Source organism: Streptomyces griseoruber (assembly GCF_001514205.1).
GTDB classification, from domain to species: Bacteria; Actinomycetota; Actinomycetes; order Streptomycetales; family Streptomycetaceae; genus Streptomyces; species Streptomyces griseoruber.
The window spans coordinates 1-25,900 of sequence record NZ_KQ948793.1; the positions used below are offsets into that span (position 1 = coordinate 1).

Sequence of the window (25,900 nt, forward strand, 5' to 3'; positions counted from 1 at the left end):
CTGAGCCGACGCGGATTTGTCGGCATAGCGGCAGGCGTCGGCGCCGCCGGGCTGTTGGGCGGCCCACTGGTCCAGCCGGCCAACGCCTCCGCGCACCCGCTGGGCCCTGTGCGGCCGAGATACCGGCAGGGCAACCAGAACGTCTGGGAGGACAGTGTGCTCCCCGTGCACCAGGCGGGTCAGGTGAAGCTGTGGGAGGGCTCGTACACCCTCGACTCCCACCTGACGCTCCACCCCGCCCCTGGACACACTCCCGGCTCGTCCGTGATCCAGCTGAAGTCGGGAAGCGACAGAGCGGTGTGAGCGCCTGCTTCTCGTCCCCCTCGAAGCAGCTGTTGAACTCGGGGTGTTCGAGCTGCAGCGGAGTGTGGAGCAGGTCGCCGATGACACAAGGCCCTCATCCTGCCCGCGCACCTTCCCGGCCACGGTGCCGCCGAGGTGGAGCGCAGCGGCAGCAACTTCAAGATCAAGGATTGGGCGGGATTCAGCCGCATCTGACCGGCCGGAAAGACGACCCGGCCCCGCAAGCGCCCGCCCCGCTGCCACTCGGCGATGAGCGGATGAGGCCGGCGACCGCCGGGCACGAGCGGGGCGCCGGCACCCGGCACAGGCCGGCGCCCCGTGACCACCTGGGCTGCCCAGGTACTGTCCCAGGCTCAGCAGAGTGGAGTACTCACCGCCGTGTTCCGCGGAAGCACAGTGCAGAACCCAGCCGCAGTCCGAGGGCCTCCAGCTCGACCACTCCCCACTCCGGTCCCGACAACGCAACCTGCCAGGCGCGGCCGGCTGTGCCGTCCCGACATCGCCCAGTCGGCTCGCGGGCGGCCGACGCGCCTGATGAGTCCTGAACCCGCCGCGCCTTCAAAGAGCAGTCACCTGACGCATACCGGACAGATCGCCGACACGCCGAGACTGGTGCCGCGGCAGCGGTGCGTCGAGGGCCTCCGGTGCCCCTCCTTCCGGCACTCGGTTCGCCGCGGCGACGAAGGACCCCGGGCGGACATCCCGGGGGACGACGGCCTCCACGCCGTCGGCCGGAGATCGCCCCGTCCACTCAGCTCACGGAAGGATGTACGGAGACCGTCATGGTGGCAAGGAAGACGGCGTTGCTGTGGGACCGCTTCGCCGCCGTCGACCCCGGGCTGATGCGTCTGGCCTCCGCGATGCGCGCCGTCCTCGGCGCCGCCGCGTCCCTCATCGCCCTGACGGCCCTGGGGCAGTCCGACACGGAGTTGCTGGTCGGTGGGTTCACCGCGATGGTGACCTCACTGGCCATCAGCGACCTGCACCCGCGCGACCAGCTCATCACACTGGGACTCGGCGCTCCGATCTCCCTCGCGGCCCTGGCCGCCGGAGCCGTGCTGACGCCGTACCCGGTCGCGGCCGGGACCGTGTTCCTGCTGCTGATCTACGTCGCCGTCCACGCCCGCCGGTACGGCGCCAGAGGGCAGGGCGTGGGCATCTTCGGCTTCATGGCCTTCTTCCTGGCGCAGTTCACCGGGGCACGAGTGGCCCAACTGCCGCAGATGGACGCGGCCGTCCTGGTCGCCTTCGGGGCCGTCGTCGCCGTCTGTTACTGCCCGGGATTCATGACGGCGTCCCGTGTTCTCGCCCGGCTGCGGCGCACCTTCGACGGGCGGCTACGCGACGTCCTGCGGGACACGGCCGCCCTGCTCAGCTCCGGACAGGACGCCGACGCGCTGAGTCTGTCGTTGGAGCGCCGTCTGGACAGGCTGCACGAGGCCGTGCTCCTGATCGAGGATTTTCTCGGTGAGCGCGCGGTCGACGAGGCCACCGACGGCCAGATCCTGCGGCACATCTCACGCGCGGAGGTTGCTGCCCAGCGGCTCACCGTACTGGCGGTCCGCGCGGTCCGCACGGCACCGGCCGCCGACGATCTCGCGGACCGGGCCGCACGGGAACAGCTCGCGGCACAGATCCGCCTCCTCCGCCACCAGCCCACCCCGGGAACGGTTACCGCCGCACGGGAAGACGCCCCGGCGATCCTGCCGACCGCGTCGGCACCATTGCAGGACTGTCTCCACGGCGTCGACGAACTAGCGGCAGCCGTGCGCCTTCTCGGTCCGCACGGCAGCTCCCCGACGGCAACCAGGACGGCTCCGCACGCGCCCGCGACACCGCGGACACGGGCGTTCAGTGTCAAGCGGTACCGCGAAGCAGACTCCGAAGACCGCAAGCGCGGAACAACCCGGCAGGCCCTCCAGGTGACCGCCGCCTCCGCGCTGTCCATCCTCGGCGGTCACCTGCTGTCCCCGGACCACTGGTACTGGGCCGTCGTGGCAACGTGGGTCGTGTTCATCAACACCGAGAGCACCGGCGAAGTCCTGCTGCAAAGCGTCCGCCGACTGGCCGGCACAGTCCTCGGCGCGGTGTTCGGCTACGGCCTCGCCGCCCTTGCCGGACCATACGGACCACTGCTTCTGGTTCTGCTGCTGGTGTGCATGTTCGGGATCTTCTACACCCCGTCCGACGCCTACTGGGCGGTAACGTTCTTCATCACCGGCGCACTGAGCATGCTGCTCTCGCTGCTGGACACCTTCTCGACGGACGTGCTCGTCCTGCGCGTGCAGGAAACCGCGCTGGGAGTCTCCTGCGGCGTCCTTGCCACCGTGGTCGTGCTGCCCCTCACGGTCCGCCGGGCCAGCGACGAGGAACTGGTCCACTTCCTGCTGGTCCTCAGGCGCCTCCTGGATGCGACGACGCGGAGCCTGAGCACCGACACCACGACGAGCCTGATACGCGCGGCCCATGATCTCGACCAGGCACTGGAGTCCCTCCGCAAAGCCTGTCTGCCGCTCACCCACCCGCTCAATCCCCAGCGCGCCCGTCGCGATCGCGCCCGCCACCTGCTGGAACTGCTGGAAGCCGGGGCCTACCACGCACGGAGTCTGGCCGCCGTGACCGGGCGCCTCCCGCAGGGCGACGACGCCGCGTACACCACCCAGGTCACCGCGGCGGCCGGCCGCGCCCAGGAGAGAGTGACGCGCCTGATCCGCCTCGCGAGTCGTCGGCCGGGCACCGCCTCCCACTCGGCACGCCCCAAGGTCACCAGGGCACTGTCCCTGCTCTCCGGCGAACGGCGTATGCGTCACGGACGACCGTCGCCGCAACGGCGCCTGCTGCTCCACATCGACCGTCTCGACACAACCTTGATCGCGCTCACCGAAGCCCTGGACCCGCCCGCGCCGGCCGCCGAAGACCCCGTGGCTCCGTCCGCGGGCGGCGAGGTCTCCTCGCTGCCCAGCCCGGGACGAGCAGCCGCCTCCTGAGCGGGTTGGTGCCGGCCGGTGATGAACCGCAGGCTGTTCCCACGCACGCGCAGGACCGGATCGACGCACGGCTCCTCCGGTTTTCGCGTTGCGTCCGGATCAGCGCAGAGGCTGGGGTCCAGGTGCAGTCACGTGACGCATACCGCAGCACGTCCGGCAAGACGCACCATGGCTGAGCAGGGTCGTCCACGGACGGACGCGGACGGGGCGGCCCTGTTTCCACTGGCAAGGACCACGGTCTGATGCCCGCACCGACCTCGGCGGCGGGACCGCCCGAGGCCGAAGCCGCCGCGACCGCGGTCACGGCGCCACCGGTGCACGGCCCCCGCTGGGGCGCGGCACCCCCACTACCCGTCATGAGCAGCTGCTCATCCGTGTCTCGCCCGCGCCTGCGGCCCGAGCGCGCGGAACCGATCGAACTGGAGAGAACCGTGGACACCATCACCCTGGGCGATGTCACCGTGACCCGTGTCTGGGAGTACTACGGTCCTGTTGACCTGACGCCCGAAGTATTCGTCCCGGAGAGCCCGGCGCAGGCGTGGGAGACCCACCGTTCCTGGCTGGTTCCGGACTTCCTGGACGCCGAGACCGGGATCGTCAACTCGGCGATCCAGACCTGGGTGCTGCGCAGCGAGGGCAAGACCATCCTGGTCGACACCGGCGTCGGCAACCACAAGGACCGGCCGTACGCGCCGGTGTGGAGCCGTCTGAACACCGACTTCCTGGGCAACCTGGCCCGCGCCGGGGTCCGTCCCGAGGACGTCGACATCGTGATCAACACGCACCTGCACGTCGACCACGTCGGCTGGAACACCTACCTCGACGGCCGGACCTGGGTGCCGACGTTCCCCAACGCCACCTACCTGATGGCCAAGGCGGACTTCGACTACTGGAATCCCGCCAACGAGATCAAGACCCTGCTCGGCCGCGGCAACCAGAACGTCTTCGAGGACAGCGTCGCCCCCGTGCACGAGGCCGGTCTGACCCATCTCTGGGAGGACGGCTACCAGATCGACGGCAACCTGCGCCTCGACCTCGCCCCCGGCCACACCCCGGGCTCGTCGGTGCTGCGGCTGGAGTCCGGATCGGACCGGGCCCTGTTCGTCGGCGACCTGATGCACAGCCCGATCCAGATCCACGAGCCGGACGCCAACAGCTGCTTCTGCGAGGACCCCGCCGAAGCCCGCGCCACCCGCCGCAAGCTCCTGGGCGCGGCGGTCGACGACAACGCCCTCGTCTTCCCCGCGCACCTCGGCGGTCACGGCGCCGCCGAAGTCGTCCGCGAGGGAAGCAAGTTCGCCATCAGGGGCTGGGCGCCCTTCGCCCCGTACACCGAGCAGGCCTGAGGCCCGCGGAAAGACACGGAGACATGAGCCACTACCCCGAACCCGTCGTCACCACCGCTCAGGGAGCCGTCCGAGGCCGGCGCCAAGGCGACACCCTCACCTTCCTGAACATCCCCTACGCCGCCCCGCCCCGCGGCGCCGGCCGCTTCGCGCTGCCGCAGCCGCACGGGCCGTGGGACGGTGTACGGGACGCCACCGCTCCCGGCCCCAACGCCCCGCAGTCCGAACGCAAGCTCGGTAACGTGGAGATGACCCCCTACTTCGGCACCGGCTGGAGCCGCGGCGAGGACTACCTCACCGTCAACGTCTGGACTCCCGCCGCCGAGCGGGGCGACCTGCCGGTCATGGTCTTCGTCCACGGCGGCGGATTCGTCGCCGGATCGACGCGGTCCGCCATGTACGACGGCTCCGCGTTCGCCCGTGACGGCGTCGTCCTCGTCACCCTCAACTACCGGCTCGGCATCGCCGGGTTCCTCGACATCCCCGGGGCGCCCGCCAACCGCGGCCTGCTCGACGTCGTCGCCGCGCTGCGCTGGGTGCGGGAGAACATCGCCGCCTTCGGCGGTGACCCGCACAACGTCACCCTCTTCGGCCAGTCGGCCGGGGCGACCACCGTAGGCGGCGTCCTCGCCACCCCCGAGGCCGCCGGCCTGTTCCGCCGGGCGATCGTCCAGAGCGGCAGCGGCCTGGGCGCGTTCACCACCGAGCAGGCCGCCCGCGTCACCAAGGCGGCAGCCGAGGCCCTGGGCATCGCGCCCCACGTCGACGCCTTCGCGGACGTCTCCGACGAGCGCCTGGTCGAGGCCGCCTCCCAGCTCGCGGGCATCGACCTGCAGACCGAGACCCACGGCGACCCGCTGATCGGCCTCAGCCCCTTCAGCCTCGTCCTCGACACCCAGCCTGCCGTATCCGTCGCCGCTGGCCTGAGCGCCGACGTCGACCTGCTTGTCGGCACCAACACCGAAGAGGGCAACCTCTACCTGGTCCCCGTCGGCAAGTACGCCACCTCGACCGCAGCGGACGTCGACGAGGCGGCCGCGCGCTCCCACCCGAACCCGGCGCAGCTCGTCGAGACGTACCGCAAGTCGCGCCCCGAGGCGTCCCACGCGGAACTGCGCTCGGCCATCATGGCCGACGCGCTCTTCGGCGCGGGCAGCCGCGCCCTGGCCGGCGCCCACGCCACCCACCCGAAGTCCGCCACCTACACCTACGAGTTCGCCTGGCGCTCGAAGGCCCTGGACGGAGAGCTCGGCGCCACCCACGCGGTCGAACTGCCCTTCGTCTTCGACCTCGTGGAACGGCCCGAACTGAACGGCCCCAACGCCCTGCTCGGCCCCGACAAGCCCCCCGCGGACCTCGCCACTCGCGTACACGAGGTCTGGATCCGGTTCGCCAGGACCGGCGACCCGGGCTGGGACCCGTACGACACCGAGCGCCGCGCCACCATGCGCATCGACGCGGAGTGGACCCAGGTGGACGACCCCCGCAGCCAGGAACGACAGGTCTGGAGCTGACGCTCCGACCGACCCTTCTCAAGGACACACCATGACCAGAACCATCATCACCACCGAGAACGCACCCTCGCTGCCGGCCCCACTGTCCCAGGGCATCCGCAAGGGCCCCGTCCTGCAGGTCTCCGGGCAGCTCCCATTCGACCCGAAGACCGGCGAAGTCGTCGGCACCACGGTCGGCAAGCAGACCGCGCAGGTACTGCGCAACGTCACCGCCGTCCTCAAGGCGGCCGGCGCGGGCCTGGAAGACGTCGTGATGCTCCGCGTGTACCTCACCGACCCCGCCCACATGGCCGAGATGAACGAGGCTTTCGCGGCGGCCGTCGGCGAGCCCTTCCCCGCCCGCACCACCGTCTACATGCAGCTTCCGCCGGGACTGCTCGTCGAGATCGACGCCCTGGCCGTACTGGACGACTGATCACGATGGCCGGTCGTCCGACAAGGGCGTGCACCAACCTGAGGGTTCCACCGACGCACCTGCTCGACGCCCTGTGCGCACTGGTCGGACGACCGGCACCTCCCCGCGGGGCCCATCCCGTACGCCGCATCCACGAACGGGTGCTCCAAGCAGCCGGGTCGGTGCCGCCGGGCGTGCTGGAGCCGGGCGACGTGTGCGCGGCCACATACGTGCGCGCGGGCCTCCTGAACGCCGAAATCCCGGCCCCGTCGGACACGGCCGTCCTCTGCATCCGGCGCACGGTCGACGACCTCGGACCGGCCAACCTGTGGGAACTGGCCCGGGGCACCGCCATGACCCGAGACGATCTCTCGTGGGGCGCCGCCGCGGTGCTGGCCGAAGCAGAACCCGGCACCACGGACCCGCTGGACGAACTCGCCGCGCACGCCCTCGCGCAGGAGATCTCCGAACGGACCCCATGCCGTTGGGGCCGAGACCACACCCAGGCAGTACGCGCCGCGCTGTACCGGAGCCTGGCCGACTTCGCCGACGCCCTCCTGGAGGTGTCGGAGTCGACCCCGACACCCCTGGACTGGACCGTCCACGACAACGGCCGAAGGTATGCCGCCACCGCAGCGGGCGACGGGGTGACATACGACGTTCTGCTCCAGACAGCGCAGAACGCACCCCCAGCTCCGGCACCCGTCTGGTTCCACCCCTCACTACCCACCCCACCCACCGCACCCACCGCCTGGCAGTGGCGGATCACGAGCGGGCCGGCCGCCCGCGCCTCTCACAGCAGTGCACCCTGCCCCTCCGCACTCGCGGCACGGCACGCCGCCGAGTGCGCCATCACCGCACTCACCGCCGGCCGCTGCGGCCTGTGAGCCAACCGGCCCGCGCCCCGGCAACCGCCCCCTCCCCAACACCCCGAGCAGCGGGCCGTAGTCGCCGGAACCTTGGTGTAGATGGCCGCCGGCGATGACGGTCAGCAGAGCCCCGCTTGAAGCACCACGGTTGCCTTCGTGCTGGAAGGCCGGGTGTCAGTCGAGGCCGCCGACGCCCCTGACCAGCTCCTTCTCCACTGCGGGGCCGCGCTGCGCGATCCGGACCGGCCCTACCGGGCCCCCAGCGAGACGACCGTGCGCCGGGTACTGCAACGCGTCGACGGCGACGCCCTCGACGCAGCGATCAGCGGCTGGCTCACCGCCCGTGCGGACACCTCCCGCGCCGCCGACGAGGACAAACACCCGCCGTCTGGCCCGGTGCGGGCAGCAGCCGCGGTGGACGGCAAGTCCCTGCGCGGCGCGATCCGCGCCGACGGCCGCCGCGTCCATCCGCGTTGGCTCTCGCGCCAAGCGCCGCGGAACAGTCGTCGTTTCCTCGGAGAGCCGACCTCCTGACGTCCTCAGCATCAGGTCTCCGTCTCCATGTCATAGGGGTGTGGCTTGACAAACCCCCTTATCGGCCACATCGTATCCGTTACGAGCTTCCGGCTTGCCCCCTCAGCCCGGCTCACCGTTCGTCACGGCGTGACTCATGGCCGAGCCGACGCCGGGCGCGTGCGCTTGCAGACATCGCCAGGCCTGTCGTACGGCTGGATCGACCTGGATTTTCTTCCTGGCATGCAGGCAGGTCGCCGGGGCGCGACAGAACAAGAAGAGGCACCTTGATGGAGGACGGGTACGGCCTGACCGAAATCGCCGCACTTCCCGTGTGGTACCGGCATGCCGGGAAACGGCTGTTCCGGCTTGAGCGGATCCCGGCCCGGCACGATGACCGGGCGCCGGTGCTGTCGCTCCATCTCCTGTTCGCCCGACTGCAAGGAGAGCGGGTGCCGCACGCGCCTTTCTGGGCCCTGGCATGCACAAGGGAAGGGCCGGGCGGCATGGAGGAAGAGGCAGCCCGGGGAGTGCCCGCCCGGCCAGGTGCGGGTTCGCACGAGTCCGGTGGGCCGTCATGGCCGTCGCCGGCGACATCGGTCCCGGGCCGAAACTCAGACGCGACTTCGCCGAAAGTCGTGGACATCGTCCATTTGGAGTGCATTGCCGGAGTCGATCTGGTCAACGACGGCATGGAGGACCTGAGGACGCCCGTCGTCCCGAAGGTCGCCGGGGCGCATGCGACCCCCGTGGGCGTGACCGAAGAGCTGGAGGTCCAATCCGCAACGTACGACGCTTGGATGACGACCAGCCGGTGGGCGAACAGGACGGAGGCCCCAGCGGAGTCCCGGTTGCCCAGCCACTTCGAAGCCAGGCCCGCGCTGTCACTCTCGGACACGGAGTCGCACGTCACCAGGGAGCTGGGCCTGAGGCCGCCGGGCCGGGGCCGGGCGCCGTCCGGGATCCGGTCACAGAACAGGCCTCCGGTGATTCCTGAGCAGTGCCAGAGGCAGCCGGCAGCCGGCAGCACTGGTCGTACTCGAAACGGCGTACTCCGACGGCAGCGTTGCGCGTGCTCGGCGGCGCCCACCTCCCCCGCCCCCGCCCAAGCAGGACGGCGCCTCCGTGGACAGTCGGGAGCCGTCCGATCCGGTCCGGGTCGGGATGGGCCCGTCGCACCGTAGGAGGATCTGCCGACCACCGCTGTACTGCCTCGTCAGTAGTGAGGCTCCCATCAGAAGCGTGATGACAGCACGAACCGCTACCCGAAAGCCTGAGCGGGTTCCCGAAAGCAGATGTGGAGAGTCCCGCGTGGCTACCTTTCTTGATCGACTGGGCCGTCTGGCCTTCCGGCGACGATGGACCGTCGTCCTGATGTGGCTGGCCGTCATGGTCGCCGTCGGCCTTGCCGCCTCCCAGGCGCCCGGAACCTCCGACGAGAGGTTCTCCATGCCGGGTATCGAGGCGCAGAAGGCCTACGACCTGGCCCAAGAGCGTTTTCCCGGCGTCTTGGCCGACGGCGCGACCGCCCGCGTCGTGTTCGTCGCCCGGGGCGGGCAGAAGGTGACAGCGCCCGAGAACAGAGCGGCCATCGAGAAAGCGGTGGCGAAGCTCGCCGGCGGTCCTCAGGTCAGCAGAGCCGACGATCCCTTCCGGACCGACGCGGTCAGCAAGGACGGTTCGACGGCGTACACGACTGTCACCTACGACGTGAAGGTCGCCGATGTCACCGACACCAGCCGGGATGATGTGCAGGCGGTCGTCGACCAGGCCCGGGATGCGGGCCTGACCGTCGAGGCGGGCGGTGAGGCGCTGGACAGCGGCGGCGGGCCGGGCGGTGTGTCCGAGGTGGTCGGTATCTCGGTGGCCGCCGTGGTGCTGCTGATCACCTTCGGCTCTCTGGCCGCCGCCGGACTGCCGCTGCTGACCGCGCTCGTCGGTGTCGCCGTGAGCCTCTTTTCGATCACAGCGGTGGCCGACATCTTCGGACTGTCGGACACGGCCGGCACTCTGGCCGTGATGTTGGGTCTCGCCGTCGGTATCGACTACGCCCTGTTCGTCGTCTCCCGCTACCGCGAGGAGCGCGCGAAGGGCCGCACACCACACGAGGCGACCGGACTGGCGGTCGGCACCGCAGGGTCCGCGGTCGTCTTCGCCGGACTCACCGTCGTCATCGCGCTGGTGGGGCTGTCAGTGGTGGGCATCCCCATGCTCACCAAGATGGGTCTGTCCGCCGCGGGGGCCGTCGTCGTCGCGGTGGTGGTCGCGCTGACGCTGGTCCCGGCGTTGTTCGGCATGTGGCCGAACGCCGCTCTGTCGCGGTCCTCCCGCAACGCCGCAGCCAAGGGCCACGGCAACGCGCAGAGCACGGACAACAACGGGGGCACCCGCTGGTCACGGTTCGTGCTGCGCCGTCCCGTACCCATGCTCCTGCTCAGCGTGCTGGGCCTCGGAGCAATCGCTCTGCCGATGGCGAGTCTGCAGTTGGGCATGCCGGGAGACGAGGCGAAGTCCACCTCCACGTCCGAGCGCCGTGCCTACGACGACCTGGCCGAGGGGTTCGGGCCGGGCTTCAACGGGCCGCTGACCATCGTCGTGGACGCCAAGGGCGCGTCAGACGCGACGGGCGCGGTGAAGGTGATCTCGAGGGAGGTCGCAGCCACGAACGGGATCGTGGCTGTCTCCGCGGCCAAGTTCAACGACGCCGGTGACACCGCGATCTTCAAGGCCGTGCCGTCGACCGCGCCGACGGACGAGAAGACCAAGGACCTGGTGAAGGCCGTCCGGGTCGAGCGTCCGGGCATCGAGTCCCAGGCCGGGGCGACCTTCCAGGTCACCGGGACCACCGCGGTGAACATCGACATCGCCGACAAGGTCCAGGCCGCGCTGCTCCCCTATCTCGCGGTCGTGATCGGTCTGGCCTTCGTCCTGCTGCTGGTGGTCTTCCGGTCCGTACTCGTCCCGATGAAGGCGGCCCTCGGATTCCTGCTGTCGGTGCTGGCGGCCCTCGGTTCGGTGGTCCTGGTCTTCCAGGACGGCCATGGCGCCAAACTGCTGGGCGTGGACCAGACCGGGCCGATCATGACCTTGATGCCGATCTTCCTCGTGGGCATCGTCTTCGGGCTCGCCATGGACTACGAGGTCTTCCTCGTCTCGCGCATGCGCGAGGCATACGTCCACGGGGAGCGGCCCGCGCAGGCGGTCACCACCGGGTTCCGGCACAGCGCCCGGGTCGTGGTCGCCGCCGCACTGATCATGATCGCGGTCTTCGCCAGCTTCGTCACCGAGACGGACTCCATGATCAAGATGATCGGGTTCGGCCTGGCCGCCGCCGTTCTCTTCGACGCCTTCGTGGTGCGGATGACGATCGTCCCCGCAGTCCTGGCCCTGTTGGGAGACCGGGCCTGGTGGCTTCCGGGCCGGCTGGACCGGCTGTTGCCCCGCGTCGACATCGAGGGTGAGGCGCTCACTCTCCGGTCGGCCGAAGGCGCCGAAACGGACGGCCGTGCCGCGGACAGCCCGGCCGAGGTGCGCGTCTGATCGTTCCTTCCCGGACCAGCTGTTCCCGAGCCGTCCATGGCGAAGTCCACGGGCGGCTCGTGCCGACCGCACGGAGCAAGTCCATGACTCACCCGGAGTGCCGATGACGAGCGCAACACAGGAGTACGCGAACTTCCGCCCACGTGCCGCCGGTGTGGTGATGTCCCTGGCGCTGTGGACCTGCGCCGCCGTCGGCGACTCGTTCACCGCCTCCGACTCCCCCTCACTGGGTGGGGACTGGCCGGCCAAGGCCCTCGCCGCCCTTTCCTGCCTCGCCCTGTTGGCAAGTCGTCGCCGCCCACGAACCGTCCTGGTCATGGTCGCCCTGGCCACGGTGATCACCATCCCCCTGGGCTACGCAGTCACCCCTCTGCTTCTGGCACCCCTCATGGCCGGGCTGTACCGGCTGTCCGCCGGCACCGACGACAAGACCACCCACATCTACGGGTTCACCACCGTGGCGGCGGTGGTGACCACCGTGGTGATCAACGACCCCTCGGACTTCAAGGGTGGCCCCATCCTGTGGCTGCTGCTGCCCCTGGCGTTGGGACGCGGCGCCCGGCTGCGCACCGCCTACCTCGAAGCCGTCCACGCCCGCGCCGAACACGCCGAGAAGACCCGCGAGGAGGAAGCCCGCCTGCGCGTCGCCGAGGAACGCCTACGCATCGCCCGCGACCTCCACGACGTCGTCGCCCACCACCTGGCCCTGGCCAAAGTTCAGGCGGGCGCCGCCGCTCACTTCCTGCGAGGCCGTCCCGACGAGACGCAGAAGATTCTCGCCGACCTGACCGGCACCACGACCTCGGCGCTGCGCGAACTCAAGTCCGCCGTCGGACTGCTGCGCGAGGCGAGCGACCCCGACTCCGCTCCCCTGGAGCCGGCCCCCGGACTCGCACGCCTGCCTGAATTGATCACGGCGTGCGAGTCCGTGGGCATCACCGTCACGGTCACCACCCGGGGAGAGCCCAGACCGCTCTCTCCGGGAGTGGATCTGACCGCGTTCCGGATCCTCCAGGAGGCCCTCACCAACGTCACCAAGCACGCGCCCGCGAAAGCCGCACACATTCAGCTTGCGTACTCCAACGCCCGCCTGGTCATGACGGTCGCGAACGAGGGAGCCACCGCTCCCGTCGCCCGTTTCTCGCAGGGCCGCGGCTTCGGACTCATGGGCATGACGGAACGCGCCCATTCCGTGGGCGGCGAACTTCACGCCGGTCCCCGACCCGAAGGCGGTTTCGAGGTCACCACCGCACTACCGCTGTATCCACCTGCACCGGAGAAAGAACGAACGCCATGACGATCCGTGTCCTGCTCGCCGACGACCAGGCCCTGATGCGGGCCACCTTCCGGACTCTGATCGACTCCTGCGAGGACATGGAGGTGGTCGGTGAAGCCTGCGACGGCAAGGAAGTGGTGGATCTCGCACATATCCACCGCCCCGATGTCGTCCTCATGGACATCCGCATGCCCGGTACGGACGGACTGACCGCCACAGCCGCGATCGGCAAGGCTCCGGAGCTGTCCATGACCCGTGTCCTCGTGCTCACCACCTACGAGACGGAGGAGTACGTCGCCCGGGCCCTGCACGCCGGCGCGTGCGGGTACCTCGGCAAGGACGCCACCGTGGACGAACTCTTCACCGCCATCCGCACCGTGGCCTCCGGCGAGCCACTCCTCTCCTCCGGGGCCACCCGCTCCCTCATCACCCACTTCCTCACCATCCGCACGTCTCGGGACTGCCCGGTGCCGTCAGGGCGCCTGGCCCATCTCACCGCCCGCGAGCGCGAGGTCATGGCCCTGGCCGCCGAGGGGATGTCCAACGACGAGATCGCGAGCGCGTGCAGTATCAGCCCGTTGACCGTGCGCACCCACATCCAACGCGCCATGGCGAAACTGGAGGTCCGCGACCGCGCCCAACTCGTCGCCGTCGCCTACCGGTCGGGCCTGGTACAGCCTCCGCCGCCAGCCCGCTGAGGGACCGGGCGGCGTCAGGGCGGCCCCGTTCGGTTCCCCTTCGAGCCTTTTTATGGCTACCATGTAGCCATAAAGTTGCTCGGCCCGAAGCCGGTTGCGGGCGTTCCGGCGCCGATCCCTATCAGCATGGGCACGCAGCGTGATTGTCCGAGTAGAAGGAGAGCAGTGATGAAGGCAGCAGTGGTGGCGACGGCCGGTGGGGCCGTACCCGAGTACCAGGACTTCCCCGAGCCCGAAGCGGGTTCGGGCCGGCAGATCGTCGAGCTCGTCGCGACAGCCATCCACCCTGTGGTGCGCGCCAAGGCGTCCGGCGGGCACTACAGCAGCACCGGGCAGTTCCCGCTGGTACCGGCCGTGGACGCGGTGGCCCGCACCGCCGACGGCACGCTGGTGTACACCGGTGACGTCGAGGAGCCCTGGGGCACCTTCGCCGAGCGAATGGCGATCACCATGGCGCTCCCCCTCCCGGACGGAATCGACCCGGTCTCCGTGGCGGTGGGCGTGAACCCGGGAATGTCGTCCTGGATGCCGCTCACCGGCCACGCGGACGAACACGGCACCCCGGACACCGTCGTGATCATCGGGGTCACGGGCGCGGCCGGCGGCCTCGCCGTGCAGAACGCCCAGGCACTCGGCGTGCGGCGGATCATCGGCGTGGGCCGCGGTGCGGACGACCTCAAGCATGTGGCCGGTCTCGGTGCCGAGACGGTGGAGATCACCGGCACCAAGGAGGCGGACGCTGCGGCGATCGGTGCGGCCCTCGACGGCAAGGCACCCGACCTCGTCCTGGACTTCCTGTGGGGCGGCGCCGCCGAGGCGGCCTTCCAGGCGCTGGCGTACGTTCCCGGCGCGGGCACCACCAGCTACGTGGAGATCGGCGGCGCGGCCGGCGAGGAAGCCACCGTGCCCGCCTCACTGCTGCGCAGCCGCCCGTTCCGCCTCAGCGGCAGTGGCATCGGCTCGTTCGACATGCGCCGCTACTTCGTCCAGGTCGCCGCCTACGTGCAGCTCATCGCCGACGGCAAGGTGAAGGCGGACGCTCAGGCCTACCCCCTCTCCGAGGTCAGCCAGGCGTGGACGGCCCCCGCCGGCCCCCGCCCCGTCCTGACCGTCGGCTGACACGACGGCATGCCCCGTCTTACACACGCGGGCCATGTCGGCGGTCACATCGACCCCGACAAGATCCCGCACGCCGTGCGCGGGGCTGGGCAGGAGTCCGAGCATCGGCTGACGCCGCCCAGGAGTCCAGCGAAGGTACGAGTCACCGGCTACCGTCACCGCCACCACCGCTCGGCACGGCCAGCCAGCCAGCCGGCCAGCCAGCCAGCCAGCCAGCCAGAAGTGATGATCTCCTCATCCCTGACGGGCCGCGGATAGGGTGGGCCTGAACCCGTGAGAGGAAGCAGGCATGACCGAGGATGTCCCGAGCCGCGTAGAACGGCGGAAGGCGCGCACCCGCGCCGCGCTCATCGAAGCGGCCACGGCCTTCCTCGCGGCCGGCAGGACGAACGTCCCGGTCCTGGAGATCACCCAGGCCGCCGACGTGGGGATGGGATCGTTCTACAACCACTTCGAGGGCAAGGAGCAGCTCTACCAGGTCGCGATCGAGCACGCGCTCGAGGCGTACGGGGACCTGCTGGACGAGCTGACAACGGATCTGGCCGACCCCGCGCAGGTGTTCGCGCAGAGCTTCCGCCTGACCGGACGCCTGCACCGCCGCCAACCAGAACTCAGCAAGGTCCTACTGAACAACGGACTGGCCCTGGCCGCGTCGGACAAGGGCATCGCCGCCCGCGCCCTGCGTGACATCGAAACGGCGGTCCGCGCCGGCCGCTTCAGTGTGCGCGACGCCGAACTCGCCCTGGTCACCGTCGCGGGCGCGCAGCTCTGCCTCGGTCAGCTCCTGCACGACCACCCCGAGCGAGACGAAGCGGTGGCCACCGACCAGGTCACCGAGGACCTGCTGCGCATGCTCGGCCTTTCCGCCGACGAGGCCAACGCGATCTGCCGACTGCCCCTGCCCGACCTCTCCGCCGTGGAAGGCCGCCAAGGCTCCGCCGCATGAGAGGGCACGCCGCACTGGCGGGACAGGGCACGCAGTCAGCGCCCGCTGGACATGTCGACCAGGTCGGACAGTTCGCGCCTGGCCTGCTCCAGGTCGTCGAGGAGCCGGCCAAAGGCCAGACCGGAGCTCCTCTCTCGGCGGCAGACAGGTCAGGTCGTCGGCCGTGCCCTTCACCGTCGACTCAGGGACCGGGGTCAGGGCGGGGCAATGGTCCGGCAGGCGCGCTTGGTCATCGGGATGCAGTGCCCCGGAGCCGTTGGGCTGGATAGCGAATCCCTGGACGTCTGCGGCGAGGACCCCCTCGCGTCGATGGTATGACGAGGGAATCGCGGCGCCGTCAGTCGGCGACACCGGAGGGCAGGGGACACCGGGCGATCTCGCGAGCCTCGGCATCCGGCACGCCCAGCATGCACAAGGCCATCTCGGCCAGGCTCGCGGCGGCCTCCTCGCCGTGGAGATCAGGGCGGGAGAACCTCAGCTCGACCAACGACAGCAACACCCCGCCCAAGGCGGACAGGGCGATGGCCGGGTCGCCGACCGTGAAGCGGCCGGTGGCGGTGCCCCGTTCCAGGTCGCGTCGAGCGCGCGGGGCGACACCCTTCTCGGAGTGGATCTGAGCGAGGCCGCGGTAACGCAGGATGCGCATCAGATCCGGATGCGAGTCGGCCATCCGGGCGGTGAGGCGGAAGCCTGCCGCGACGAGCTCGGCCGGGTCGTCGGTCCCCCGCAGCCGCTCGTCGATGACCTGATCGAACTCCTCAAGGGCCTGCGACACCGCGGCGTCGAACAGCTCCGCCTTCGATTCGAAGTGGTTGGAGAAGGACCCGAATCCCACGTCCGCCCGGTCGGCGACGGCCTGGATGCTGACCCCCGTGTCACCGGTCTCCACGAGGATCTGCCGGGCCGCGGACACGAGGGCGCTGCGGGTCGCTGCACGGCGCCTCTCGAACCGGTTGCCAGGCGGCGCTGATGTGCACATGGAGAAGAGTCCAGCAACCTTCATGACCAAGTCAGCATCTCTGACTTTTTCATCAGTTAACCAGGCTCCAACCATTGACGACGGAATATGCAGAGTTGATGATTTCCTCATTAAGGCAATGTTGCTTGGAGGACGCCATGTCCAAAACCCCAACCGCCCCGGCCGACCTCAGGACCGCACACCAGGATCTCCACAGCGAGCAGGGGGCCTTGCGCGGCGAGCACCCCGGGCGCGCCCGGAATCCGGTGATCAAGGTCGCCGACATCGCCTGGGTGGAGTTCGAGAAGCCCGACCTCGACCGCGCCGAGGTCTTCGCGCGTGACTTCGGGTTCTCCGTCGCCGCCCGTACGCCGGGCGCCCTCTGGCTGCGCGGCACCTTCGCCGGCTCGCCCTGCGTGGTGATCCGCCGAGGGCGTACGTCCCGCTTCATCGGCCAGGCGTTCCGCGCGGCGGAGCGGGCCGATCTGGACCGGCTGGCGCGTGCGACGGGGACCAGCGTGCGGGACGCGGACGTCCCTGGCGGCGGCAAGCGGGTCGACCTGCTGGACCCGTCCGGCCTACCGGTGCGGGTGGTGCACTGCGCCGAAGAGCTGCCGGAGCTCCCCGGACAGCGGCCTCTCGTCCTCAACTTCGGGACGGATCACCGCCGCACGAACGCCACCCAGCGCCCGCCGCGCGAGCCGTCGCGGATCCAGCGACTGGGACATCTGGTGCTGGAGACGCGGGTGTTCACCCGGAGCATGAACTGGTATCTCGACACGCTCGGGATGATCATCAGCGACTTCCACTTCCTGGACGGGCAGCGGGAACGCGGCCCGGTCATGGCGTTCTTCCGCTGCGACCAGGGAAGCGTCCCGGTGGACCATCACACGCTGGCGATGCATCTGGGACCGGGAACGCACTACGTCCACTCCGCCTACCAGGTCACCGACCTCGACGCGATCGCCGCGGGCGGGGAGTATCTGGCCGAGCGCGGCTATCAGCGCAGCTGGGGTATCGGCCGGCACATCCAGGGCAGCCAGATCTTCGACTACTGGCGTGACCCGGACCGGTTCATGGTGGAGCACTTCGCGGACGGCGACCTGTTCTCCGCCGACGTGGAGCCGGGGTGGGCTCCGCTGTCGGCGAGCGGGCTGGCCCAGTGGGGGCCGCCCGTCACCCGCGAGTTCCTCGGCACGAATCCGTCACCCGCCAAACTCCGCGAGCTGCTGCGCGCCCTGCGCGACGACAGCGAACTCGATCCCGCCCGGATGCTGGGCCTGCTGAAAGCGATGACCCCATGAGCACAAACGTCCTGCGTACCGAGGAAGGCTGGTGGGTGGTGCGCGACGAGCGCGCCGTCCGCGTCGAGACCAAGGCCGTCACCACTGCCGAGCTGCTCGCGGACCGTGCAGCGGTAGAGGAGGCAGCCGTCTCCGGCGAGACGGGCACACCGGTCGCGGACCTGGCCGCGCTGCCTCCGGTCACCACCCCGTGCCGGGTGGTCGCGCAGATGGTCAACTACCGTAGCCACGCCCGTGATTCGGGCTTCACAGGGGAGATCCCGCCCACCTTCTTCCGCAAGGCCTCCGGCTCCGTCAGCGGCCCGCACGACTGCGTCGTCAAGCCCGCGCACGTGAAGTTCCTCGACTACGAGGTCGAACTCGGCCTGGTCATGGGCGCACCCGTCCCGGTGGGCACCGTGGTCGCCGAGCGCGACCTGCCTGCCTACGTCGCCGGGCTGGTCCTCACCAACGACGTCAGCGCCCGTGACATCCAGCTGACCAAGAGCCAGTTCTACGAGAGCAAGTCGTACCCCACCTTCACGCCGACCGGGCCCTACCTGGCGCTGCTGGAGCCGGAGGACTTCCCTCACCTCCCCGATCTGCGACTGCGGTTGTCGGTCAACGGCAGTCCGCGCCAGGACCGGACCCTCGCCGACATGATCGTCCGGCCGGCCGAGGCACTGACACTGTTGGCCCGCTTCCAGCACCTCGACCCCGGCGACCTGCTGCTCACCGGCACCCCGGGCGGCACGGCCCTGAAGGCGCCGCCGAAGCCGGTCGAGAAGATCGGCGCGCTGCTGCCGCCCGCGCTGAAGTGGAAGGCGTTCTTCAACAGCCAGGCCCGCAACCCTCACTACCTGCACGAGGGCGATGTCATCACCGCCACCATCGCCACACCGGACGGGCGCATCGACCTCGGCGAACAGCGCACCCCCGTCAGGGACGCACGGTGATCGCCGGCTCCCGGCATCCCGTCGTCGTCATCGGTGCGGGACCGGTGGGCGTGACGGCCGCACTGCTGCTCGCCCGCCGCGGTGTACAGAGCGTCCTCCTCGAACGCCACCGGGACGTCTACCCGCTGCCGCGCGTCGTCGCCACGGACGACGAGGTCCGGCGAATCCTGCAGGCCGCCGGCGTCCACGAGGAGTTCGCCGCCCTCGCCCGCCCGGCGAGAGGTCTGCGGCTGCTCGACGCACGGCACCGGGTGATCGGCGAGTTCCGGCGCTCCGAACACGGACACCACGGCTTCCCGCAGACCAGCATGTTCGACCAGCCGGAGCTGGAGAGGCTGCTGCGCGCGGCCCTGGCCCGACGGCCGGAGTCCGAACTGCTCAGCGGGGTGGAGGTCGTCGGTATCGACCCGAGCGGCGACGGTCCCGTGCGGGTGAGCTTCCGCCGTGAGGGCAGTGAGGTCCCCGAGTACCTGGAAGCGGACTTCCTCCTCGGTTGCGACGGAGCCGGCAGCCTCACCCGCGAGGCCATGGGCGCCGTATGGGAGGACCTGCGCTTCGAGGAACGCTGGAGCGTCATCGACGTCCGCACCCACCTCCCCGTCCGATCCTGGGAGGGTGTCGAGCAGGTCTGCGACCCCGCCCGGGCCGCGACGTTCATGCGGATCGGTGAGGACCGCTACCGCTGGGAGTTCCGCCTGCGGGACGGGGAAGAGCTGGACGACCGACGCGTACGGGAGCTGATCGCCCCGTGGGTGGAGGTGTCGTACGACGGCGATGTCGAGGTGATCCGGCAGGCTGAGTACACCTTCCGGGCCCGTGTCGCCGACCGCTGGCGCCGAGGGCGCGTCTTCCTGCTGGGCGACGCCGCCCACCTCACCCCACCGTTCATCGGCCAGGGACTGTGCGCCGGAATGCGCGACGCGTACAACCTCACGTGGAAGATCGGCCGCGTCATCCAGCAGGGCGCCCACGAGAGCCTGTTGGACACCTACGAGAACGAACGCAAGCCGCACGCCCGCCACATGATCCGCCTCGCCGTCGCGATGGGCTGGGCCATGACCGGCGGCCAGGGCCGTGCCGCAGCGTTGCGCCGGAGCCTCACGAGCGCCGCCTGCCGCGTCCCGGCCCTGCGGGAGGCGGCCGGCCGCGACCTCAGTCCGGCCCTGAGCCGGAGCGCCCTCGTACGGCGGCGCGCCCGCCTGGGCGGGCGGGAACTGGTCGGCACGGCCTGCCCGCAGCCCTGGGTGAGTGTCGACGCCGCGCGGATCCGGCTCGACGACCTGCTCGGCGACTCCTTCACCCTCCTGAGCGCCGTTCCTGTCGCACCCTGGCTGCGAGCCGTCGCCGAGGCGATCGGGGCACGGCTCATCCGCACGGACGACCTCGGCGACGACGGCACGCTGGCCGCCTGGCTGCGCGGCGGCCGGGCGGACGCCGTCCTGCTGCGCCCCGACCGAATCGTCGTGGACGTCGTCCCGGCGGGCGCCGCCAACTTCACGGACACCGCCGCCTGGGCACCGCTGCTGTGCACCACCCGGCGCCCATCCCCCGCCGAACCGCTCGCCACCGCAGCCCTGTCGAGGAGCGCATCACGATGACCAGTGCACGGCTCACCCCGCCGGGGAAGCCCTTCTGGGCCCCTGACCCGGAGGCCACCACCACCAGCCGCATCGCGGACTTCGGTCGTTGGGTCACCCGGCAGCGTGGGATCCAAGTCGCCCACGACCACACCGACTACCCCGCCCTGCACCGCTGGTCCGTCACGGACCTCGAAGGGTTCTGGAGCGCGGTGTGGGAGTACTTCGACGTCGACGCGGCCACCCCGTACGAGCAGGTGCTGGCCGAGGAGAGGATGCCAGGCGCCCGCTGGTTCACCGGAGCCACCCTCAACTACACCCATCACGCCCTGCGCCACCTCAGCGACGACCGGCCCGCGATCATCGCACTGGACGAGACGGGGGCCGGCCACGAGGTGTCCGGGAAGCAGCTGCGCGCCCAGGTCGCCTCCGTCGCCGCCACCCTGCGCGACCTGGGCGTCGGCCCCGGCGACCGGGTCGTCGGCTATCTCCCCAACACCCCGCACGCCATGGTCGCCTTCCTCGCCGCCGCCGGCATCGGTGCCGTCTGGTCGGTGTGCGGCCAGGACTACGCCCCCAAGGCCGCCGCCGACCGCTTCACCCAGCTGGAGCCCACGGTCCTGATCGCGGCCGACGGCTACCTCTTCAACGGCGCCACCCACGACCGCCGGGAAGCCGTACTGGAACTGGCCCGCGCGCTGCCCACTCTCGAGGCCACCGTCCTGGTGGACCACGTGGGACTGGCCTGGCCCCAGGAGAACTACCCTGCACTCACTGTCCCTTGGGAGGATGCCTCCACCCGCACCGAGCAACTCACCTGCACGCCGGTGCCGTTCGACCATCCCCTGTGGATCTTGTTCTCCTCCGGCACCACCGGCCTGCCCAAGGGCATCGTCCACGGTCACGGCGGTGTCGTGCTCGAACACCTCAAGACCCTGGGCCTGCAGTCCGACCTGGGCCCCGGCGACCGCCTGCTGTGGTACACCACCACGCACTGGATGATGTGGAACCTGGCCGTCTCCACACTCCTGACCGGAGCGGCCACCTGCACCTACGACGGCAGCCCGGCCCCGCTCACCCGACCCGGCATCCTGTGGGAACTGGCCGCACGGCACCACGTCACCCTCTTCGGCACCAGCCCCCAATACCTCCTGGGCATGGCCAAGTTCGGCATCGACCCGTCCGTCCACGACCTGTCGTCCGTCCGTGCCGTCGGCTGCACCGGTTCCACCCTGCCCGCCTCCGCGTATCCCTGGGTCCGTGACCACCTGGGCGAGCGCGTCCAGCTCGCCTCCAGCAGCGGCGGCACGGACGTCGTCTCCGGTTTCGCCGGCAGCGCCCCCACCACACCCGTCTGGGCGGGCGAGCTGTCCGTCCCCTACCTGGGGGTCGCCCTGGCCGCGTACGACACCGAGGGCCGGCCGGTCGTCGACGAGGTCGGCGAGCTGGTGGTCACCCGTCCGATGCCGTCCATGCCGCTGTACTTCTGGAACGACCCGGACGGCAGCCGCTACCGGGACGCCTACTTCACCGGCTACCCCGGCGCGTGGCGGCACGGCGACTGGATCACCCTCACCTCCCATGGTTCGGTGATCGTGCACGGCCGCTCCGACTCCACCCTCAAACCGCAACGGCGTACGGCTGGGCAGCGCCGACATCCACGACGTCGTCGAACGCCTCCCCGAGATCACCGAAGCCCTGGTCATCGGCGCCGAGGAACCCGACGGCGGCTACTGGATGCCCCTGTTCGTCGTCCCCGCCGCCGGAGTGGAACTGGACGACGCCCTCAAGGACAAGATCCGCCACGCCATCCGTACCGGTGCCTCACCCCGCCACGTGCCCGACGAGATCCTCCAGGCCCCGGGCATCCCCCACACCCGTACCGGCAAGAAGCTCGAAGTACCCGTCAAGCGCCTGCTCCAAGGCGCCCCCGCCGACCAGGTCGTCAGCCCCGCGGCTGTCGACAACCCCGACCTCCTCGCGTATTTCACCCGTCTCGGCGCCGCACGTCGGGACGCGACACACGGCACGTGATATCGCCTCATCTCGCTGCTCGAAGCGGCCGCTGCCGCAGGCCACTTCGCGTCGGCGGCGGCCGTTGGGCACCGTTACGGAACCGGCGCCGTGCTCATGGCCGAGCGTCGAGTCGGCCTTGGAGACCGTCGAGAATCACCTGCAGGCCGAAGGCCAGATCCTCGGCGGTCGACGCGGTGGCCTCGCCCTTGTGTTCACCGAAGGCGGTGCCGAACACGAACGTCAGCACGGTCTTCGTCGCCTGCTCCGCTTCCCGCCCGGTGAACCCGGCGGCTTCGCACGCCGCGCGCAGGTGGTCCTCATAGCGGGCTCTGCCAGGGGCGTGCGGGGCATGGCAACTCATGGCCGGTACGAGCCACGGATGCCGCAAGGTCATCGCGTGCAGGTCGTTGGCCATGGTCGTGACCGCCGCCCGCCACCCGCTCCCCTCCAGGTCGTGCAGCTGAATTTCCCTCCAGACCGCGTCGGCGGCCAGCACGAGAACCTCTTCCTTGTCCTTCACGTGCCAGTAGACCGCCGCCGCCGTGGCACCGAGGCGGCTGCCAAGCTGACGCATGCTCAGGGAGTCGGCTCCCTCAGCGTCCAGCAGTCCGACAACGGCCTGGACGATCTGCTCCCTGTTCAGAGCCTTGCGCGGCACCGGGCGCTCCTCCCCTCCGAAACAGGTGGCACCGCATCAGGACCGCGGTATGCCGGGCATGTCCAACACGCGGAGAAGCCGTTCCCCGGAGTCCAGCAGTCGTCCCCTGACCCCTGCGACATCTGCTCCGAGCAGGGAGTGCTCTCGCTTGCGCCATCGGCCGGCGATCATTACGGCTTCGATGTTGGCGATCTCGGCGTGCAACGCCGCGGCGATCGGGTCATGGGCGGGCCAAAGGTTCAGTGCGCGGGCGTCGATGACGACGAGGTCGGCCTGCATGCCCGGCTCGATCCGGCCGATTCGATCAGCCAGGCCGAGTGCTCGGGCTCCTTCGACCGTCGCCCAGGAAAGCGCCTGCTTGCCGGTGATCGACGGTCGCTCGGATGCCGCGCCGCCTGACCGCCGGTGGTGCTCGTGATCGAGGGCGCGCTGGTGAGCCAGAGCGATACGCGCGGCGGTGAGGAGCTGGCCGGGCACGACGCTGTCGACGTCGGTGCCGAGCGAGGGTGCCGCGCCGAGCCGCAGCAGTGGTCCGGTGATGGGGGTGCCGTGGCCCTGGCCGAGTTCGTTCTCGGGGGTCGTGGTGAAGCTGACGCCGGCCTCGACCAGCGTCTTGACCCAGTCGTCGGTCAGGCCGGAGCCGTGGACGACGTTGGTGCGGGGCCCGAACAGGCCGGCGGTGCGCACGGCGTCCCAGGCGGCCGTGGGCTCACCGCCGCTCTGATGCATCGACACGACGACACCGCGCTCGTCGGCGGCCCGGAAATCCGCCACCGCAACATCGGGCGTCGAATACTGCGGCCCTTGGACGGCCATCCCGAGGGTGAGCAAGGTGTGCCCGCCGACGGCGCCCTCCAACAGCCGGTCGATCTCGGGGAGCGGGTGGGCGACGTCTGGCGCCCGATAGGGCGTCCCGTGCAGGAAAACCGCGCGGATCCCCGACTCCAGCAGTCCAGCCACCGCCGCGTCGGCGTGCGCGGGCGACAGGCTGTTGTGACACCAGTCGCCGATCGTGGTGGTACCGCAGTTGATCTGGTTCAGCGCGCCGGCGAGGGTGCCGATGAACAGGTCGTCGGGGCTGTAGTGGCGGGCGATGCCGCCGTGCAGGTGGGTGAGGTACTGCAACAGGGTCCAGTCGGCGCCCACGCACCGCAGCGCGGCCTGCCAGGTGTGCAGGTGTGCGTTGATCAGGCCGGGCAGGACGATGCGCCCCGAGAAGTCGACGGTGTCGTCGTCGGGTCTGCCCGGGTGCTCGCCCACAGCAGCGATGCTGTCGCCATCGACCAGGATGTCGACGCGCTCCACATCCGGTCGGCCGGGAGCCATGCTGATCACCTGCGCGCCGCGCAACAACGTGCGGCTCATGTGACCGACCCCGCGCCGGCGAGGGCGTGACTCTTCGCGTACATGTCGCAACTCCTTGCCAGAGGCGTCATCGCCTGGGCGGCGGTTCATGTCGGCTGCCGAGACCGCCACATGCGCGAACCCGTGCGGCAGCGGGACTGCGGGCCGTCCGTCGCGCTTGTGGCGGATCAGCGGGCCGCAGGTTGCACCGGTGGCCGGGATCAGGCGGAATCCCGGCAGGCCATAACGGCTACAGTGTTTCCATTATAGAGGGTGACGTCAAGGGCTGCTGTCCACTGGGGGCCGCCGGGGACGGCCGGTACGTACCAGGGCACGGTTCCGTCGTCGTGCTGTTCGACGGCGACGTCGCGCAGCCAGGAACCGAGCATGCCGTGGCAGTCGTACAGGAAGGCGGCGGTGGGCGCGAAGACCTGGATGTCGCCGGTCCAGCCGAGCCGCTCGTCGCGCTGCGGGCAGTCGGTGGGAAGGTCGACGAAGTTGCCGCGCAGGCTCCACACCACGTTCTCGTGCAGCCGGTTCACCTGCTCGTTGGAGCACTCGAACCGCCACCATGGTCGGCGCCCTGCCGACGGCCAACCCGGCGTCCGCCGCGTCGACCGCCGCACCGACCGCCTTGACCGCCGACTTCGCCCAGGTGGTGAACCCGGCCGCGCAACCCGCCCTGTTCGGGCTCGCCAACGAGCCCAGCCGCGACCACCAGGACGACGTCCACCCGAAGTTGCAGCGTGTCGGCGTCAAACTCGAACGGGGCGCCCTGCACGTCGACCGGCTCTTCGCCGGGAAGTTCGCGGGGACGACCCTTCAGGACTACGTCGGCAACGTCGACGGCGTCCAGAACCCGGAGAACGGGGACTGGAGTGTGCTCTCCTGGCTCGATCACGCCAAGGCGAGCCGGACGACCACGCAGCCGAACATCCTCCAGGCACCGGCCTGGCTCACCCATGCGGAACCAACAGGCAGGACATCATCCGCAAGGTCGTCGTGCACTACTCGTCGAAGATCGACCAGATCGACATCCTCAACGAGCCGATGACCTCCTCGATGGTCAACCGGTCGGGCAGCCCCTACACATCCCAGCAGTCCGCTGCCGCCGACCTGTACTTCTACACCGTGCGTGCGATCCGGGCCGTCGACCGGACGGTCACCGTGGGCGGCGACGGCGACGACAAACAGGGCGGGGACTTCGGGGCGATGGGGACCATCCTCCGGGACCCGAGGCTGTCGGCGACGGACATCCCGTGCGTCTCGTACCACACCTACGCGGCCGACCCTGTCGCGCATCAACGAGTGGAACCACAACTACTACGGCGACACGAAAGCCCCGCAGGTCGTCGGCAATCAGGCGACCACCTATGTCGCCAACACCCTGATCAACTTCGCGAACCAGCCGATCATCACCGGAGCGGCGTTCATGTCGGCGCTCCCGGGCAATGTCACGCTGGACCCGCAGGAGAACTGCCCGGGATGCGTCATCGCCCAGGCGATCTACGACTGGGACGGAACCTCCGCGACCCTGTGGCCGCAGACCCGGGCCTACCGGCTGCTCTCCGCCGACGCCGGCCTCGGGGACGGCCGGTTCTCC

Annotated in this window: 19 protein-coding genes and 2 pseudogenes; 17 read left to right on the top strand and 4 right to left on the bottom strand. The window is 70.2% G+C overall.

Going from position 1 to position 25,900, the window contains the following annotated elements:
• From AQJ64_RS43170 to AQJ64_RS43225, 12 genes are all read left to right on the top strand, one after another.
• On the top strand, positions 1–303 hold a 303-nt coding region (locus AQJ64_RS43170; RefSeq protein ID WP_159060349.1), incomplete at its 5' end, for a twin-arginine translocation signal domain-containing protein.
• A 782-nt stretch (positions 304–1,085) separates the two neighbouring features.
• The gene (locus tag AQJ64_RS43175; RefSeq protein WP_055631969.1) at positions 1,086–3,290 is read left to right on the top strand and encodes an FUSC family protein; all 2,205 of its coding nucleotides are present in this window, start codon (positions 1,086–1,088) and stop codon (positions 3,288–3,290) included.
• Between the two features lie 431 nt (positions 3,291–3,721).
• Positions 3,722–4,636 (top strand): MBL fold metallo-hydrolase, encoded by a 915-nt coding sequence (locus AQJ64_RS43180; RefSeq protein ID WP_055631992.1) that lies wholly within the window; start codon positions 3,722–3,724, stop codon positions 4,634–4,636.
• 23 nt (positions 4,637–4,659) lie between these two features.
• A complete protein-coding gene (locus AQJ64_RS43185) occupies positions 4,660–6,150 on the top strand; it encodes a carboxylesterase/lipase family protein (protein WP_055631970.1) in 1,491 nt (496 codons plus the stop codon).
• A 31-nt stretch (positions 6,151–6,181) separates the two neighbouring features.
• On the top strand, positions 6,182–6,565 hold the full coding sequence (locus tag AQJ64_RS43190; protein ID WP_055631971.1) for a RidA family protein: 384 nt from the start codon (positions 6,182–6,184) through the stop codon (positions 6,563–6,565).
• A 140-nt stretch (positions 6,566–6,705) separates the two neighbouring features.
• A complete protein-coding gene (locus AQJ64_RS43195) occupies positions 6,706–7,431 on the top strand; it encodes a hypothetical protein (protein ID WP_162252481.1) in 726 nt (241 codons plus the stop codon).
• Between the two features lie 153 nt (positions 7,432–7,584).
• Complete coding sequence (locus AQJ64_RS43200) at positions 7,585–7,947, top strand: DDE transposase family protein (protein ID WP_055631972.1); 363 nt, start codon at positions 7,585–7,587, stop codon at positions 7,945–7,947.
• A gap of 1,290 nt (positions 7,948–9,237) precedes the next feature.
• Positions 9,238–11,466, top strand: coding sequence for an MMPL family transporter (locus tag AQJ64_RS43205; RefSeq protein ID WP_079062301.1), 2,229 nt, complete (start codon positions 9,238–9,240; stop codon positions 11,464–11,466).
• 103 nt (positions 11,467–11,569) lie between these two features.
• Entirely contained in the window at positions 11,570–12,763 is a 1,194-nt protein-coding gene (locus AQJ64_RS43210) for a sensor histidine kinase (protein WP_055631973.1), read from the top strand.
• The gene (locus AQJ64_RS43215) at positions 12,760–13,440 is read left to right on the top strand and encodes a response regulator transcription factor (protein ID WP_055631974.1); all 681 of its coding nucleotides are present in this window, start codon (positions 12,760–12,762) and stop codon (positions 13,438–13,440) included. Before AQJ64_RS43210 ends, AQJ64_RS43215 begins: the two co-directional genes overlap by 4 nt.
• Positions 13,441–13,608: 168 nt before the next feature.
• Entirely contained in the window at positions 13,609–14,559 is a 951-nt protein-coding gene (locus AQJ64_RS43220; RefSeq protein WP_055631975.1) for a zinc-binding alcohol dehydrogenase family protein, read from the top strand.
• Between the two features lie 289 nt (positions 14,560–14,848).
• Positions 14,849–15,505, top strand: coding sequence for a TetR/AcrR family transcriptional regulator (locus AQJ64_RS43225; RefSeq protein WP_055631976.1), 657 nt, complete (start codon positions 14,849–14,851; stop codon positions 15,503–15,505).
• 337 nt (positions 15,506–15,842) lie between these two features.
• Here AQJ64_RS43225 and AQJ64_RS43230 read toward each other — a convergent pair whose 3' ends face one another.
• The gene (locus AQJ64_RS43230; RefSeq protein ID WP_079062302.1) at positions 15,843–16,484 is read right to left on the bottom strand and encodes a TetR/AcrR family transcriptional regulator; all 642 of its coding nucleotides are present in this window, start codon (positions 16,482–16,484) and stop codon (positions 15,843–15,845) included.
• A gap of 137 nt (positions 16,485–16,621) precedes the next feature.
• Between AQJ64_RS43230 and AQJ64_RS43235 the strand changes: the two genes are divergently transcribed.
• From AQJ64_RS43235 to AQJ64_RS43250, 4 genes and pseudogenes are all read left to right on the top strand, one after another.
• On the top strand, positions 16,622–17,767 hold the full coding sequence (locus AQJ64_RS43235; RefSeq protein ID WP_055631978.1) for a VOC family protein: 1,146 nt from the start codon (positions 16,622–16,624) through the stop codon (positions 17,765–17,767).
• Positions 17,764–18,702: a fumarylacetoacetate hydrolase family protein gene (locus tag AQJ64_RS43240; RefSeq protein WP_055631979.1), complete on the top strand. Its 939-nt coding sequence runs from the start codon at positions 17,764–17,766 to the stop codon at positions 18,700–18,702. Before AQJ64_RS43235 ends, AQJ64_RS43240 begins: the two co-directional genes overlap by 4 nt.
• Positions 18,699–20,300: a bifunctional 3-(3-hydroxy-phenyl)propionate/3-hydroxycinnamic acid hydroxylase MhpA gene (mhpA, locus tag AQJ64_RS43245; RefSeq protein WP_055631980.1), complete on the top strand. Its 1,602-nt coding sequence runs from the start codon at positions 18,699–18,701 to the stop codon at positions 20,298–20,300. The genes AQJ64_RS43240 and mhpA overlap by 4 nt, the downstream gene beginning before the upstream one ends.
• Positions 20,297–22,313, top strand: a pseudogene (locus AQJ64_RS43250) (acetoacetate--CoA ligase). Before mhpA ends, AQJ64_RS43250 begins: the two are co-directional and overlap by 4 nt.
• 94 nt (positions 22,314–22,407) lie before the next feature.
• Here AQJ64_RS43250 and AQJ64_RS43255 read toward each other — a convergent pair.
• From AQJ64_RS43255 to AQJ64_RS43265, 3 genes and pseudogenes are all read right to left on the bottom strand, one after another.
• Complete coding sequence (locus AQJ64_RS43255) at positions 22,408–22,953, bottom strand: TetR/AcrR family transcriptional regulator (RefSeq protein WP_055631981.1); 546 nt, start codon at positions 22,951–22,953, stop codon at positions 22,408–22,410.
• A 36-nt stretch (positions 22,954–22,989) separates the two neighbouring features.
• Positions 22,990–24,429 carry an amidohydrolase family protein gene (locus AQJ64_RS43260; RefSeq protein ID WP_244902733.1) on the bottom strand — a complete coding sequence of 480 codons (1,440 nt, stop codon included), beginning with the start codon at positions 24,427–24,429 and terminating at the stop codon, positions 22,990–22,992.
• A gap of 152 nt (positions 24,430–24,581) precedes the next feature.
• Positions 24,582–24,875: pseudogene (locus AQJ64_RS43265) on the bottom strand (alpha-L-rhamnosidase-related protein); the annotation flags it as partial.
• On the opposite strand from AQJ64_RS43265, the gene AQJ64_RS43270 reads away from it, so the two are divergent.
• A complete protein-coding gene (locus AQJ64_RS43270; protein WP_055631984.1) occupies positions 24,869–25,351 on the top strand; it encodes a hypothetical protein in 483 nt (160 codons plus the stop codon). The pseudogene AQJ64_RS43265 and the gene AQJ64_RS43270 sit on opposite strands and share 7 nt — an antisense overlap.
• The last annotated feature ends 549 nt before the right edge of the window (positions 25,352–25,900 follow it).